Raw genomic sequence first — 14,055 nt, 5'->3', positions numbered from 1 at the left:
TAGCCCGACACCCGAAGCGCGCGGCTAGCGGATCGCCTGGATGCGGTCGTAGGTGCCGGCGCCCCACTTCGACTCGAACATCTTCGGCACCTTCGCCACGACCGGGTCGCGGAACGCCTTCGGGTCGGGCGTGATCACCGTCATGCCCGCGGCCTTGAAGGTGTCGACGAGCGAGCCCTCCTGCCGGATGAGTTCCGCGTTCTGCCACGCGATGCCGTTCTTCACCGCATCCGAGATGATCTTGCGATCGGCCGCGGAGAGCCCCTGCCAGAACGCCTCGTTCACGACCACGAGCCGCGGCGTGATGATGTGGCCCGAGAGCACCAGGTACTTCTGGACCTCGTCGAACTTGCCCGCCTTGATCGTCGGCAGCGGGTTCTCCTGTCCGTCGACCACGTTCTGCTTGAGCGCGAGGTAGAGCTCGCCGAAGTTCATCGGCGTCGGCTTCGCGCCCCAGGCCTCGGCCATCGCCTTGAACACGTCGTTCTCGGGGACGCGCAGCTTGAACCCGACCATGTCGGCGGGCGAGCGCACCGCCTTCGAGGTCGTCGTGATGTGGCGGGTGCCGTAGTAGGTCGTGCCGAGGATGCGCATGCCGCGCGCCTTGACGAGCGTCTCGTTGAACGACTCGCCGATCGGCCCGTTCATCGCCTTGTCGAGGTGCGCCGCGTCGCGCCAGATGTAGGGCGCCTCGACCACCGAGATCGACGGCACCCAGGCGCCGAAGTTCGCGGCGCCTTCCGTCACGATCTGCTGCACGCCGTTCGCGACCGCGTCGATCATCTCGCGCGAGCCGCCGAGCTGCCCGCCGGGGAACGCCTGGATCACGATGCGCCCGCCCGACTTCTCCTTCGCCTCGGCGGCGATGCGGTCGATCATCTGCACCGACGGGTGGGTGCCGCCCACCACGTCACCCCAGCGGATCGTCACCTGCTGCGCGCCTGCCGCGGTCGCGGCGCCCGCGGCCACCATGGCCAGCGCGATCGTCCATCGCTTCATCGTCGTCCTCCTCGAATGGCGCGCGGCGCGGCCGCGCGAGGGTCATGGAGCCGGGCCCTGACCGCCCCGGCGGATGCATCAGGTATCGGTGCGACGTCGAGCCCGAGCGCGCGGTCGCGCGACGCGGAGATGTGCGCCTCCATCGCCTCTGCCGCACGCACCGGATCGCGCGTCGCGATCGCGTCGATCACGCCCAGGTGCACGCGCATCACCGGCGCGACCAGGTCGGCGTCGAGCCGGGTCTCGCTCTGGCGGATCAGGCGGATCTTCAACTGGTTGACGCGCCAGGCGTTCGACACGATGCCGTTGCCGAGCGCGTCGACGATGGTCGCGTGCATGCCGTCGTCGACCGCCTGCGCGCGCGCGATCAGCGCCGCGTTCGCGCCTCTCGCGGCGCTGGCCAGCACCGCTTCGTGGTCGTCGCGCAGGCGACGGAACGCGTCGTCGCCGGCGTGGAGCGCGAACTGCGCGGCCGCCTCGCGCTCGATCATGATGCGGAATCCGAAGGCGTCGCGGATCAGGCGCACGTCGACCTGCGCCACCTGCATGCCGCGCTGCGGGACCGTGCGGATCAGGCCGTCGGCCTCGAGGCGCGGGATGAGTTCGCGGATCGCGCCGAGCGGCATGCCGGTCAGCTCGGTCAGTTCGCGCTGCGACACGAACTGGCCGGCGCGGATCTCGCGGGCGAGCAGGCCGCGCGTGAAGCGCTGGTAGGCCTGGTCGCGGAGCTTCATGCGCGCTCGCGTCAGCGCAGACCCGGCACGAGACGATCGAACGCCTGGGCGAGCTCGGCGCGCGCGGCGGCTGCGAGCGGGAGCAGCGGCGGCGCGGTGGCGACGAAGCCCTCGTCGCGGTACCGGTGCGCGACCAGCGCCTTCACTCCCGGCGTCACCGGATGGCGCAGCAGGATCTCGACCAGCGCGGTGATGCCCGGCACCTCGTCACCGCGCTCGACCATCGGCAGCACGGCGCTCGCGCAGAAGTTCGCGAAGCCGTTGATGGCGCCCGACCCGCCGTGGCGTACCGCGCGCGCGAGGAGCCGCTCGTCGCCGACGAGGATGTGAAGATCCGGATGGTCGGCGAGCAGGCGTTCGGTGGACGTCCAGTCGCCGCTCGAATCCTTCACGCCGACGACCACGCCGGGAAACGCGCGTGCGAGGCGCCCGACGAGCGCCGACCCGAGCGGCACGCCGGTGACCTGCGGAATGTGGTAGAGAATCACGCCGCGCGGGGACCGACAGCGCTCGATCACCGACGCCATCCAGCGGTAGACGCCCTCGTCGTCGACGCCCTTGAAATAGAACGGAGGCGCGAGCAGCACGCCGCGTCCGCCCGCGTCGAAGAGCTGGTTCGCCTGCGCCGCCGCGTCCTCGATCGAGGACGCGGCCACGCCCGCCAGCACGCGCGTCGCGAGGTCGAGGCCCGCCCTGGCGAGCGCGCCGAGCATCGAGGCACGCTCCGTCATGCCGAGCGAGGCGCCCTCGCCGGTGGTCCCGAACAGCGTGATCGACGAACAACCGTCGTCGACGCAGCGGCGCGCGTGCGCCGACAGCCGTGCGAGATCGACGCGGCCGTCCGCGGCGAAGGGGGTGACGAGCGCGACGCCGAGGCCGAAACGCTCGTCGGGGGCGCGCATCCGTCGCGCCGGCGCGGGGGCGGAGGTGGAGGTGGAGGTGGAGGTGGAGGTGGGGGCGAGCGTGGACGAGGACATGCTGACATGTTAGTATGTACGCGATGGTTGCGCAAGCCCCCCCGCCGCCCGGGATCGCGGTCCGCTCGCTCGGTCGCCGCGGGCCGGACGTGTCGACGCTGGGCTTCGGCGGCGCCCCGCTCGGCGACCTCTACACCGCGCTCGACGACACCGACGCGATCGACACGGTCGTCACCGCGCTCGACGCCGGCGTCACGCTCGTCGACACTTCGCCGCTGTACGGCCGGGGCCTCTCGGAGCACCGGATCGGCACCGCGCTGCGGCGGCGCCCGGGCCGCCGAATCGTGCTGTCGACGAAGGTCGGGCGGGTCTTCGCGCCCGCGCCGGCCGGCGTGACGCGCACCGAAGGCTACGCCGGAGGATTGCCGCACGAGGGGCGCTTCGACTACGGCTACGACGGTGCGATGCGCTCGCTCGAGCAGTCGCTGCTGCGGCTCGGCGTCGCCTCGGTCGATATCGCGCTCGTCCACGACGTCGATCCGTGGACGCACGGCGACGCGGCGCTCGCGCGGGCGCGCGAAGCGCTCGCCGGCGCATGGCGCGCGCTCGCCGACCTGCGCGCCCAGCGCGTGGTGCGCGCGATCGGCATCGGCGTGAATGACGCCGCGGTGTGCGCGTTCTTCGCGCGCGAGGCCGACCTCGACTGCGTGCTCCTCGCCGGACGCTACTCGCTGCTCGAGCAACCGGCCCTGGACGACTTCCTGCCGCTCGCGGCGGAACGCGGCATCGGCGTCCTGCTGGGCGGCGTCTACAACTCCGGGATCCTCGCGACCGGAGCGGTCGAGGGCGCGCGCTACAACTATCGTCCGGCACCGCCCGAGGTGCTCGCCCGGGTGGCGGCGATCGAGCGCGTTTGCGCGACGCACGGCACCGCGCTCGCGCACGCCGCGCTCGCGTTCGTGCTCGGCCACCCGGCCGTGTCGAGCGTCGTGCTCGGCGCGGTCTCGCCCGGCGAGGTGCGGCGCAACGCCGACCTGTTCGCCCGCCCGGTCCCGCCTGCGCTCTGGGCCGACCTCAAGGCCGCGCGGCTGTTGCGCGACGACGCCCCGGTGCCCGCGTGATCGGCGCGCGCTCAGAGCCGCCCCGAGCGCGCGGCGCCCCCTGGGGGGAGGCGGCCGACGGCCGCTCCGGGGGGATCGATTCCCACCAGCACTTCTGGCGGCTCGCGCGCGGCGACTACACCTGGCTCACGCCCGCGCTCGGAGCGATCCACCGCGACTTCGGGCCGGACGACCTCGCGCCGATCCTCGCGCGCCACGGCATCGCGCGCACGATCCTCGTGCAGGCCGCGCCGACCGAGGCCGAGACGCGCTGGCTCGTCGAGGTCGCGCGGGACACGCCGTTCGTCGCGGGCGTCGTCGGCTGGACCGACTTCGACGCGCCCGATGCCGCGGAGGCGGTCGGACGGCTGGCCGGCGAGCGTGCGCTCGTGGGCCTGCGACCGATGGTGCAGGACATCGCGGACGACGACTGGCTCGCGCGGCGCGACCTCGCGCCGGTCTTCGATGCCATGGTCGCGCACGGACTCGTGTTCGACGCGCTGGTGCTGCCGCGCCATCTGACCCGACTCGCCGCGGTGGTCGAGCGCCATCCGGGTCTGCAGATCGTCGTCGATCATGGCGCGAAGCCGCGCATCCGCGAACGCGAGATCGACGCCTGGCGCGCGGACCTCGCGGCGGTCGCGTCGCACCCGCGGGTCGTCTGCAAGCTCTCGGGACTCGTCACCGAGGCGCGCTCCGGCGACGATGCCGCGGAGCTCGCGCCGTGGATCGACGCGCTCGTCGACCTGTTCGGGCCGGGCCGGCTCCTCTGGGGCAGCGACTGGCCGGTGGTGAACCTCGCCGGAGGCTACGACCGCTGGCGCGCACTCACGCTCCGCGCGCTCGACGACCTGTCGCCGCCGCAGCGCGCCGCGGTGCTGGGCGGCAACGCCGCGCGCGTCTACCTCGGCCGTCCGGCAGCCGCCTGACGCACGCCCGCCGGAGGTCAGAGCCGGTAGCTCGCGTCGCCCAGCGCGAAGCCCGGCCAGCGGATCGCTTCGCCGCGCTCGAGCGCGATCACCTTGAAGATCTCGCCCATCTCCGCGGGCGAGAGCAACTGCTGTACCGCTCCGGCTTCGCGCAGGTAGGCAGGCGTCGAAGGATCGCCTGCGGCCGCGAGGCGGTCGAGGATCCCGCAGCCGATCAGGAACGCTGCCTGCGACGCGTAGCCCGCGACGCCCAGGCCGGCGCGCGCGCCGGCCTCCGCGACGCCGGTGAAGTCGATGTGCGTGGTGAGGTCCGCGAGCCCCGGCCAGAGGAAGATGTCCTCGGTGGCACGATGGCGGTAGTGGGCCATCATCGTGCCGCGCGAGCGCTCGGGGTGGTAGAACTCGCTGCGCGGAAATCCGTAGTCGATCGCCACGAGCGCGCCGCTCGCGAGACGGCGTCCGAGATCCTCGACCAGCGCCTCCGCCGCGCGCGGGATCTCGCTCGCGTAGTCGCCCGAACCCGGGAACCGCTCGCGCGCGAGCGCCTCGAGCGCCGCGTCCGCGAGCGCGCGATCGGCGAGCGCCAGGTTCCCATGCCGGTCGAGCGTCACGCCGCGCTCGTGCCAGCGCCCGCCGATGCGCGCCACGACGTCGGGAGGCACCGCGTCGAGCACTTCGTTCATCAGGATCGCGCCGTCGATGCGCGGGGGCGGCGCGTCGAGCCACGCGACCCGGCGGCTCCACGACGGCAGGTCGCGCACGATCGCGGCCTGCTGGCGTTCGCGCAGGTCCGGGCTCGGCTCGACGATCGCGTAGCGGGAGGGCAGCGCGTCCAGGCGGTCGAGTTCGCGCAGCAACGCGATCGCGAGCCCTCCGCTGCCCGCGCCGAGTTCGACGATCTCGCGCGCTTCCGTGGCCTCGAGGATCCGCGCGACCTGGCAGGCCAGCGCGGCGCCGAAGAGCGGCGTCATCTCCGGCGCGGTCGTGAAATCGCCCGCCGCGCCGAACTTGCGAGCGCCCGCAGCGTAGTAGCCCAGGCCGGGCGCATGGAGCGCGAGTTCCACGTAGTCGCGCACCGGCAGGAAGCCGCCGCGCGCCTCGAGCGCGGAGACGATGGCCGCGCGCACGCGCGCGGCGTGCGCCCTGGCGTCCGCGTCCGGCTCGGGCAGCGCGGTGTCGGGATCGCGTCGCGTCCGCATCGGCACTCCGCGCATCGCGCGGCTTGTGCTAGTGTACCCAAGTCGACAATTCGCCCGGCGCGGACCGCGGGAGCGCGCGTGCAGGACAAGGTCGTGCTGGTCACCGGCGGAGCGAAGCGCGTGGGCGCGGCGATCTGCCGCAGGCTGCACGCCGCGGGCGCGCGGCTGATGCTGCACTACCGGTCGTCCGCCGGCGAGGCCCGTCTGCTGCAGGCGGAACTCAACGGCACGCGCGCCGACTCGGTCGCGCTGATCCAGGCCGACCTGCTCGACCTGGGCAAGCTGCCCTCGATCGTCGACCAGACGGTGCTGCGCTTCGGCCGCCTCGACGCGCTGGTGAACAACGCGTCGAGCTTCTATCCGACGGCGATGGGCGAGATCGAACCCGTCCAGTGGGACGACCTGATGGGCACCAACGTCCGCGCGCCGCTCTTCCTCGCGCAGGCCGCCGCGGCTCCGTTGCGCAAGGCGCAGGGCGCGATCGTCAACATCAGCGACATCCATGCCGAGCGGCCGCTGCGCCACTACGTCGTGTATTCGACCGCGAAAGCGGCGCTCGCCGGACTCACGCGCGCGCTCGCGCGCGAACTCGCGCCCGAGGTCCGCGTGAACGCGATCGCCCCGGGCCCGATCCTGTGGCCGGACGGCGACGAGACCTTCGACGAGGTGTCGCGCCAGCGCATCATCTCGCACACGCCGCTCCGGCGCGAAGGCTCGCCCGACGACATCGCGCGCGCCGCGCACTTCCTGCTCGCGGACGCGCCCTACGTCACCGGCGAGACGATCAACGTCGACGGCGGCCGCTCCATCGCCATTCCGTGATCCGGCGCCCCGTCAGGCGCCGGGGGGCGGCGCGCCTGTCAGCGGTCCGTCAGACGGGACGCGCCCGGCGGCGCGATAGCCAACTTCGCTCCCCGAGGCGGGGCGCAGTTTGGTACGCTAGCCGCATGAGAGTGCTGATCGCCGAGGACGACCCGCTGCTCGCCGACGGCCTGGCCCGCGCGCTCGGCGCGGCCGGCCATGCCCCGGCGGTCGCCAGCGCAGGCGACGTCGCCGACCGGATCGCGAGCGGGGGCGCGCACGACCTCATCGTGCTCGACGTGGGCCTGCCCGGGATCGACGGGTTCGAGGTGTTGCGCCGCCTGCGCGCGCGCGGCGACGCCACGCGCGTCATGATGCTGACGGCACGCGACGCGGTCGAGGACCGTGTGCACGGCCTCGACCTCGGCGCGGACGACTACCTGACCAAGCCGTTCTCGCTCGACGAGTTCGAGGCGCGCGTGCGCGCGCTGCTCCGCCGCCCCGAGGTGCCGGCCACGCCGATCGTCGAGATCGGCGCGATGCACGTCGATCTCGCGGCCCGGCGGCTGAAGATCCACGGCAATCCGGTCGACCTCACCACGCGCGAGTGGGCGCTCCTGTGCATGTTCCTGCAGCACCCGGGGCGCGTCCTGTCCAAGGACGAGATCATCGAGGAACTGTGCAGCCAGAACGAGCAGGTCGCCACGAACACCGTCGAGGTGTACGTGTCGCGGCTCCGCGCGAAGATCGAGCCCGCCGGCGTCCACCTGCGCACCGTGCGCGGGTTCGGCTACCTCTGGAACAATCGCCCCGACGGGGGCTGATGCGCGCGCCGACGTCGATTCGCCATCGGGTGCTGCTCTCGATGGCCGGCGTCCTGCTCGCGGTCGTGGTGGCGACCGCGGTCATCGCCTGGAACGTGGGCGTGCGCATGGCCGCCGACGCCTACGACCGGTCGCTGCTCGACCCCGCCGTCGCGCTCGCCGGCAGCGTCCGGGGGGACGCGGACGCATTGCGTCTCGAACTGTCCGTCGACGCGCGGCGAGCGCTGCTGTTCGACGAATCCGACCGGCTCGCCTTCCAGATCCGCGATGCGCGGGGCCACGTCGTCGCCGGCGAGGCCGACCTTCCGATGGTGGCCGTGCCCGTCACCCCGGGCGACGCGATGTTCCACAACGTGACCTGGCGCGGCAGCCGGATGCGCGTCGCGTCGTACCGGGCGAGCAACGGCCTCACGGTGCTGGTCGGCGAGACGCTCAACAAGCGCAACCGGCTGGTGCGCGAAGTGCTGGTCGCCGCCCTCCTGCCCACGCTCGTCGTCGCGGTCGTGGCCCTGGCGCTGGTGTGGGGTGCGGTCGGCCGCGCCCTCGCGCCGCTCGATCGCGTGCGCGACGACCTGCTGGACCGCGCGCCCACCAATCTCGAGCCGCTCGACACGGGCGGCGCGCCCGACGAGGTGAAGCCCGCCATGCGCGCGCTCAACCGCCTGATCGACCGGCTGAGGCTCGCCGTCGAGAGCCAGCAGCGCTTCGTCGCCGACGCGGCGCATCAGCTCCGCACGCCGCTCGCGGGCCTGCGGATGCAGCTCGAACTCCTGAGGCGTCGCCCGCACGCGCCCGAGGTGGCGGCAGAACTCGAGAAGATGCACGCCGCGACGATCCGCGCGTCGCGCCTCGCGCATCAGCTCCTCGCGCTCGCGCGCGCCGAGGGCGACGCCGAGGCCCAGGGCCGGATGCGTCCGTTCGATCTCTACCGCCTCGGCGATGCCGCGGCGCGCGACTGGGCCGCCCGCGCGATCGAGCGCGACATCGATCTCGGCTTCGAGCTCGAACACGCGGAAGTTCAGGGCGACGAGGTCATGTTGCGCGAGCTGCTCGGCAACCTGATCGACAACGCGATCCGCTATGCGCCGTCCGGCAGCGTCGTGACCGTCCGTTGCGGCCTCGAGGACGGCCGCCCGTTCCTCGCGGTCGAGGACGACGGCCCGGGCGTGCCGGAGTCCGCGCGGCCCAGAATCTTCGAGCGATTCTTCCGTGTCGATGGTTCGCCGGGCGACGGTTCGGGACTCGGCCTCGCGATCGTGCGCGAAGTCGCCGGCCGGCACGGCGCTTCGGTCGAACTCGTCACGCCCCCGACCGGCCGAGGAACCGCGGTGATCGTGCGCTTCGCCGCGATCGTGCCGAACTGACGCCCGCGCCCCGCGCGTCAGGCCCGGGAAGGCCCCCGGACGCCCGAGTGTCGCTGCCGCGCGGCCACGTCGGTCGCGAGCCTCTCGAGGTAGGCATCGACGATGCCGTGGACGGCGAGCGCCTCGCGCGTTCGCGCCAGGTAGTCGCAGCAGCTGCCGAACGCGCCCTGCGCGGACGCGATCGCGTCGGCCTGCCGTCCGAGCGGAAGCGCGGCGTACTGCGGGTGGTCGCGCTGCACCGCGAACGTCAGCGCGACCAACGTCCGCCCGCGCGCGCGGGCGCGCACCCACACCGGCCGGTACGATCCGACGACCATCTCGCGCCGCCACAGCAGTCGGAGTTCGTCTCGGGCGAGCGCCGCGGGAAGTCGAAGCGCGACGCCGCGGCACGCACCGCCCCGCTCGAGGCCGAGCACGAGGCCCGGGCGCTCGCATGTGCCGCGCGAGGCGAGCGATCGCAGGCAGAAGCGCCGGTGCAGTCCGTGCACCGTCGCGGGTATTGCGTCGGCGACCGGAAACAGCGGATTCCACAGCAGCGACCCGTAGGCGAACACCCACCAGCCCGCGCCCTTCGGCCGCTCCGCCAGCGTCGCCGCGAGCGACCTGTCGAGCGCATGGTCGTCGAGCGCATACGCAGCGCCGATCGTCGCCGCGTAGATCTCGCGCATGCGGCCACGTTCGAGGTCGCTCCGGGAGAGCGTCACGCTCAGTCCTCCCGCTCCGGCTCGCGGGCGAGCTTCGCGAGCTCCATCGCCGCAGCCCGGCGCTTCGCCGCCGTCGTCTTGCCGTGCGCGCCCCCCTTGGCGAGGAGCGGCGAGCGAGCGACCGGATTGCGCGGCTTGGGCACCACGTGCCGCTTCGCGCGCTTCACACGAGCCCCCGCCAGCGCGGCAGCCGGGACTCGCACCAAGCGGCGACGCCGAGGAGCGCCGCGTCCTCGCCGCCGCGCGCGACGAGTTGCATGCCCACCGGCAGCCCGTTCGCGCCGTGGCCGATCGGAATCGTGATCGCCGGGAAGCCCATGAGCGAGGCGAAGGTGCAGCACGACGGGTCGCCGGTCGCGGCGAGCCCTTCGGGCGCCGGCGACGGCGCGGACGGCGCCATCAGCGCGTCGTAGTCCGCGAGCCAGGACACGGCCGCCGCGATCATCGCCCGGCGCGCGGCCAGCGCGTGCAGGTGCGCCTCGACGGAGACGGTCCGGCCCTCGTCGAGACCCGCGTTCAGCGTCGCCGACATCCGCGCGCGTTCGCGCGACTGCAACGATCCGAGCGCACGGGCGCCCTCGGAGAGCATGATCGCGCGGTGCACGTCGCGTCCATCCGCGAGCGCGTCGGGCATGGCCGCCGCGACGACGTCCGCGCCCGCGCGGCGCAGATGATTGGCGGCGTGGTCGAGCGCGCCGCCGTCCTCGACCGGGGCGGTCCAGGGAAAGCGGTGGATGAACGCGAGGCGAGGCGGCCGCGAGGCCGCGACCCCGCGCGGCATCGCCGGTGCGAGCGTGTGCACGACGATCGCGGTGTCGACGACCGAGCGCGCGAACGTGCCGAGCGTGTCGAGCGTCGGGCTGAACACGTGCACACCGTCGAACGGCACGAGCCCCACCGTCGGCTTGAAGCCCACGACGCCGCAGTACGCGGCCGGGCGGATGATCGAGCCGTTGGTCTGCGTGCCGAGCGCGGCGGGCACCTGTCCGAGGGCCACCGCCGCCGCGGATCCCGACGACGATCCGCCCGGCGTGTGGCGCGCGTTCCACGGGTTCGCGGTCGCGGCCGGATGCATGTAGGCGAACTCGGTGGTCGCCGTCTTGCCGAGCACGAGACCGCCCGCTGCCCGCCAACGCCCGACGCAGGCGGCGTCCTCGCCGGGGCGCCGTCCCGCGGCGATCGGCGAGCCCAGCTCGGTCGGCCACTCCTCGGTGTCGATGATGTCCTTCACGCCGAGCGGCAGCCCGAACGCCCCTCCGCGCGCGCCGACCGGCGTGTCGTCGAGCCGGGCCGCGGCGTCGAGCGCGATGCTGCGGTCGACGTGCGCCCATGCGCGCACGCCGGCGTCGGTGGCGGCGATTCGCGCGATGAGCGCGTGCGCCAGTTCGTGCGCCCGCAGATGCCCGGACGCCAGCGCGGGGGCGAGTTCCGCGAGGGATCTCGCGTGGAGCGCGTTCATCCCGGCGCCTTCGCGGGGGCGCGCTCGCGCAGGAACATCGCGACCAGTTCGTTCTGGAACCGCTGGCCGAGCGGCGTCGCGCGCAGCACGGCCGGATCGGGATCGAGCAGGCCGCGGGACGTCGCCGCCGCGATCTCGCGGGCGATCGACGCGATCGGCACGCCGGTGCGCTCGGCGAAGAGCGCGGAGGGCACGCCGTCGACGAGGCGCAGCGCGTTCAGCATGAACTCGAAGCCCAGTTCGACGGGCGCGACCTCGCGCCGCTCCATCACCGGCTCGCCGGCCGCGACGCGCGCCATGTACTGCTTCGGTTGCTTCCAACGGACCTCGCGCACGATCGATGCGGGCATCGACACCTTGGCGTGCGCGCCGGCGCCGATGCCGAGGTAGTCGCCGAAGCTCCAGTAGTTGAGGTTGTGCAGGCAGCGGTGGCCGGGGCGCGCGTACGCGGACACCTCGTAGTGCGCGAAGCCGGCGGACGCGAGGCGCGCGGCGATCGCCTCGTGCATGTCGGCGACCTCGTCCTCGTCGGGCAGTTCCGGCCGATGGCGGTGGAAGCGCGTGTTCGGCTCGATCGTGAGCTGGTAGCACGACAGGTGCGTAGTGCGGAACGCGAGCGCCGTCTCGACGTCGGCGAGCGCGTCGTCGATGCCCTGGCCGGGCAGCCCGTACATGAGGTCGAGGTTGACCTCGTCGAACAGTTCGACCGCGGCCGCCGCGGCCGCGCGCGCCTCCGCGCCGTCGTGGACGCGTCCCAGCGCGGCGAGACTGCGCGGCGCGAAGCTCTGGACGCCGATCGACAGCCGGTTCACGCCGGCATCGCGGTAGCCTTCGAAGCGCGCGCGCTCGAACGTTCCGGGGTTCGCCTCCATCGTGACCTCGGTGCCCGGCACGAGCGCGACGCGCGCGCGCACCGCCGAGAGCAGCCGGTCGATCGCCTCGGGCGCGAACAGGCTCGGCGTGCCTCCGCCCAGGAACACGGTCGACACCGGGCGCCCCCAGACCGACGGCAGCGCTTGCTCGAGGTCCAACACCAGCGCGTCGACGTAGGCGTCCTCGGGCGGCATGCCGCCGCCGCGCCATTCGTGCGAGTTGAAGTCGCAGTACGGACACTTCGCCAGGCACCACGGCAGGTGGACGTAGAGCGACAGCGGCGGAAGTTCGCGGAACGTCGGCGAAGAACGCGGCGTCGGTGCCATCGCCGGGGCCATCGGGTCAGTCTTCGTCGGAGGCACCCGAGAGCAGCGCGCGGGCGCGTTCGAGCACGTCGGGCGGGAACGCGCGCGAACGCCGCTCCGCGGCATCGAGGCAGACGACCGTGAACGTGCTGGTCGCCGCGACCTCGCCGGTCTCGCCGTTCACCATCTCGTGCATGAATTTCAGCACCTTGTCGCGAGCTTCGAGGATCGTCGTGTGCACGACCACGACGTCGCCGCCCAGCAGCTCCTTCCGGTAGGCCGTGTCCTGCTGGACCGCGGCCATGTGGATCTCGCCGGCGCGCAGCCGCGACGGCCGGATCCCGAGCATCGCGTAGAACTGCCAGCACGCCTCCTCGAAGCGTTCGCCGTAGGCGCGCACGTTCACGTGGCCCATGTGGTCGCACTGCCACTTGTGCACGGTCCCGCGCGCGGTCTCGACGCGCCGGCTCATGCCGACACCGCCGCGGGCACGAGTTCGCGCTCGACGAGCGTCGCGATCAGTTCGCGCATCGCGCGCCCGCGGTGCGAGAGCGCGTTCTTGCGTTCCAGCGGAAGTTCCGCGCCGGTGAGTCCGGACGCGAGGTCCTCGAAGTGCGGGTCGTAGCCGAAGCCGCCGTGGCCGCGCGGCGCATCGATCACGCGTCCGTGCCAGCGTCCCTCCGCGATGACCGGCTCGGGATCGTCCGCAGCTTCGACCAGCACCAGCACGCACGCATAGTGCGCTCGGCGATCGGCGACGCCGGCGAGCGCGGCCACGAGCTTCGCGTTGTTGCGCGCGTCGGATTTCGGTTCGCCCGCGTAGCGAGCGCTGTGCACCCCCGGCGCGCCGCCCAACGCGGCGACGCAGATCCCGGAGTCGTCGGCGAGCGCCGGGAGGAGCGCGTGCACGCTCGCGTGCCGCGCCTTCGCGAGCGCGTTCTCGACGAAGGTCGGGTGCGGCTCGTCGGCTTCCGGGACGCCGAGTTCGGCCTGCGCGACGACCTCGATCCGGTGCGGCGCGAGCAGGCGCCGGAACTCGCGCAGCTTGCCCTCGTTGTTCGAGGCGAGCACGAGACGCTCGATCATCGCGGCGCGCCCCGCTGCCCGAGCGCCTCGCGCTGCGCGGCGACGAGTCTCGCGATGCCGCCGCGCGCGAGGTCGAGCAGCGCGTCGAACTGCGCCCGGCTGAACGGCGCACCCTCCGCGGTGCCCTGCAACTCGACGAATCCGCCGGCGCCGGTCATGACGACGTTCATGTCGGTGTCGCAGGACGAGTCCTCGGCGTAGTCGAGGTCGAGCAACGCCTCGCCGCCGACGATCCCGACCGACACCGCGGCGACGTGGTCGGTGAGCGGCGCCCCGGCCACGAGGCCCTGCCCCCGCAAGCGGGCGACCGCGTCGGCGACCGCGACCCAGGCTCCGGTGATCGACGCGCAGCGCGTGCCGCCGTCGGCCTGCAGCACGTCGCAGTCGATGCGGATCGTGCGCTCGCCGAGCGCGGCGAGGTCCGCGACCGCGCGGATCGAGCGGCCGACGAGGCGCTGGATCTCGTGCGTGCGTCCCGACTGCGTGCCCTCCGCCGCCTCGCGCCGCGTGCGCGTGTGGGTCGAGCGCGGCAGCATCCCGTACTCGGCCGTGATCCAGCCCTGCCCCTTGCCCTTCAGGAACGCCGGCACGCCCTCCTCGACGCTCGCGGTGACGAGCACGCGCGTGTCGCCGGCCGACACGAGCACCGAGCCCTCGGCGTGCTTCGTCCAGCCGCGCTCGAAGGCGAGCGGGCGCAACTGGTCGGGGCGGCGGTTGAGACTGCGCGTCGGCGGGGCCATGAGCGGTACGGGAGATCGACC

Annotated in this window: 16 protein-coding genes; 5 read left to right on the top strand and 11 right to left on the bottom strand. The window is 73.3% G+C overall.

Annotated elements, in window-relative coordinates; translation table 11 throughout:
• Positions 1-24: 24 nt before the first annotated feature.
• From HS109_07550 to HS109_07540, 3 genes are read right to left on the bottom strand one after another with little or no spacing between them, the layout of a single operon-like run.
• Complete coding sequence (locus tag HS109_07550; GenBank protein MBE7522224.1) at positions 25-999, bottom strand: sialic acid TRAP transporter substrate-binding protein SiaP; 975 nt, start codon at positions 997-999, stop codon at positions 25-27.
• Positions 996-1,733 carry a GntR family transcriptional regulator gene (locus HS109_07545; protein MBE7522223.1) on the bottom strand — a complete coding sequence of 246 codons (738 nt, stop codon included), beginning with the start codon at positions 1,731-1,733 and terminating at the stop codon, positions 996-998. Before HS109_07545 ends, HS109_07550 begins: the two co-directional genes overlap by 4 nt.
• 11 nt (positions 1,734-1,744) lie before the next feature.
• The gene (locus HS109_07540) at positions 1,745-2,635 is read right to left on the bottom strand and encodes a dihydrodipicolinate synthase family protein (protein MBE7522222.1); all 891 of its coding nucleotides are present in this window, start codon (positions 2,633-2,635) and stop codon (positions 1,745-1,747) included.
• A gap of 98 nt (positions 2,636-2,733) precedes the next feature.
• Here HS109_07540 and HS109_07535 point away from each other — a divergent pair, with 98 nt between their 5' ends.
• Both HS109_07535 and HS109_07530 read left to right on the top strand, forming a co-directional pair.
• Entirely contained in the window at positions 2,734-3,771 is a 1,038-nt protein-coding gene (locus HS109_07535; protein ID MBE7522221.1) for an aldo/keto reductase, read from the top strand.
• Between the two features lie 74 nt (positions 3,772-3,845).
• Positions 3,846-4,679: an amidohydrolase family protein gene (locus HS109_07530; protein MBE7522220.1), complete on the top strand. Its 834-nt coding sequence runs from the start codon at positions 3,846-3,848 to the stop codon at positions 4,677-4,679.
• Positions 4,680-4,696: 17 nt separating this feature from the next.
• Here HS109_07530 and HS109_07525 read toward each other — a convergent pair whose 3' ends face one another.
• The gene (locus HS109_07525; protein ID MBE7522219.1) at positions 4,697-5,878 is read right to left on the bottom strand and encodes an SAM-dependent methyltransferase; all 1,182 of its coding nucleotides are present in this window, start codon (positions 5,876-5,878) and stop codon (positions 4,697-4,699) included.
• A gap of 78 nt (positions 5,879-5,956) precedes the next feature.
• Here HS109_07525 and HS109_07520 point away from each other — a divergent pair, with 78 nt between their 5' ends.
• From HS109_07520 to HS109_07510, 3 genes are all read left to right on the top strand, one after another.
• On the top strand, positions 5,957-6,700 hold the full coding sequence (locus HS109_07520; protein MBE7522218.1) for a pteridine reductase: 744 nt from the start codon (positions 5,957-5,959) through the stop codon (positions 6,698-6,700).
• A gap of 125 nt (positions 6,701-6,825) precedes the next feature.
• Positions 6,826-7,503: a response regulator transcription factor gene (locus tag HS109_07515; protein MBE7522217.1), complete on the top strand. Its 678-nt coding sequence runs from the start codon at positions 6,826-6,828 to the stop codon at positions 7,501-7,503.
• On the top strand, positions 7,503-8,867 hold the full coding sequence (locus HS109_07510) for a sensor histidine kinase (GenBank protein MBE7522216.1): 1,365 nt from the start codon (positions 7,503-7,505) through the stop codon (positions 8,865-8,867). The genes HS109_07515 and HS109_07510 overlap by 1 nt, the downstream gene beginning before the upstream one ends.
• Before the next feature lie 17 nt (positions 8,868-8,884).
• Here the strand turns inward: HS109_07510 and HS109_07505 are convergent, their stop codons facing one another.
• The 7 genes from HS109_07505 to rph are packed head-to-tail and all read right to left on the bottom strand — an operon-like array spanning position 8,885 to position 14,034.
• Positions 8,885-9,571: a gamma-glutamylcyclotransferase gene (locus tag HS109_07505; protein MBE7522215.1), complete on the bottom strand. Its 687-nt coding sequence runs from the start codon at positions 9,569-9,571 to the stop codon at positions 8,885-8,887.
• A gap of 2 nt (positions 9,572-9,573) precedes the next feature.
• Complete coding sequence (locus HS109_07500; protein MBE7522214.1) at positions 9,574-9,738, bottom strand: hypothetical protein; 165 nt, start codon at positions 9,736-9,738, stop codon at positions 9,574-9,576.
• A complete protein-coding gene (locus HS109_07495; GenBank protein MBE7522213.1) occupies positions 9,735-11,030 on the bottom strand; it encodes an amidase in 1,296 nt (431 codons plus the stop codon). Before HS109_07495 ends, HS109_07500 begins: the two co-directional genes overlap by 4 nt.
• Positions 11,027-12,241 carry an oxygen-independent coproporphyrinogen III oxidase-like protein gene (locus HS109_07490; protein ID MBE7522212.1) on the bottom strand — a complete coding sequence of 405 codons (1,215 nt, stop codon included), beginning with the start codon at positions 12,239-12,241 and terminating at the stop codon, positions 11,027-11,029. Before HS109_07490 ends, HS109_07495 begins: the two co-directional genes overlap by 4 nt.
• A gap of 4 nt (positions 12,242-12,245) precedes the next feature.
• Positions 12,246-12,680 carry an acyl-CoA thioesterase gene (locus tag HS109_07485; GenBank protein MBE7522211.1) on the bottom strand — a complete coding sequence of 145 codons (435 nt, stop codon included), beginning with the start codon at positions 12,678-12,680 and terminating at the stop codon, positions 12,246-12,248.
• Entirely contained in the window at positions 12,677-13,294 is a 618-nt protein-coding gene (gene rdgB, locus HS109_07480) for an RdgB/HAM1 family non-canonical purine NTP pyrophosphatase (GenBank protein MBE7522210.1), read from the bottom strand. Before rdgB ends, HS109_07485 begins: the two co-directional genes overlap by 4 nt.
• Entirely contained in the window at positions 13,291-14,034 is a 744-nt protein-coding gene (gene rph, locus HS109_07475; protein ID MBE7522209.1) for a ribonuclease PH, read from the bottom strand. The genes rdgB and rph overlap by 4 nt, the downstream gene beginning before the upstream one ends.
• Positions 14,035-14,055 lie beyond the last annotated feature (21 nt).

This window comes from Burkholderiales bacterium (assembly GCA_015075645.1).
In the GTDB taxonomy this organism is placed as follows: Bacteria; Pseudomonadota; Gammaproteobacteria; order Burkholderiales; family Casimicrobiaceae; genus VBCG01.
Note: the sequence above shows the minus strand (reverse complement) of the source record. Positions and strands in the feature narration are given on the sequence as shown.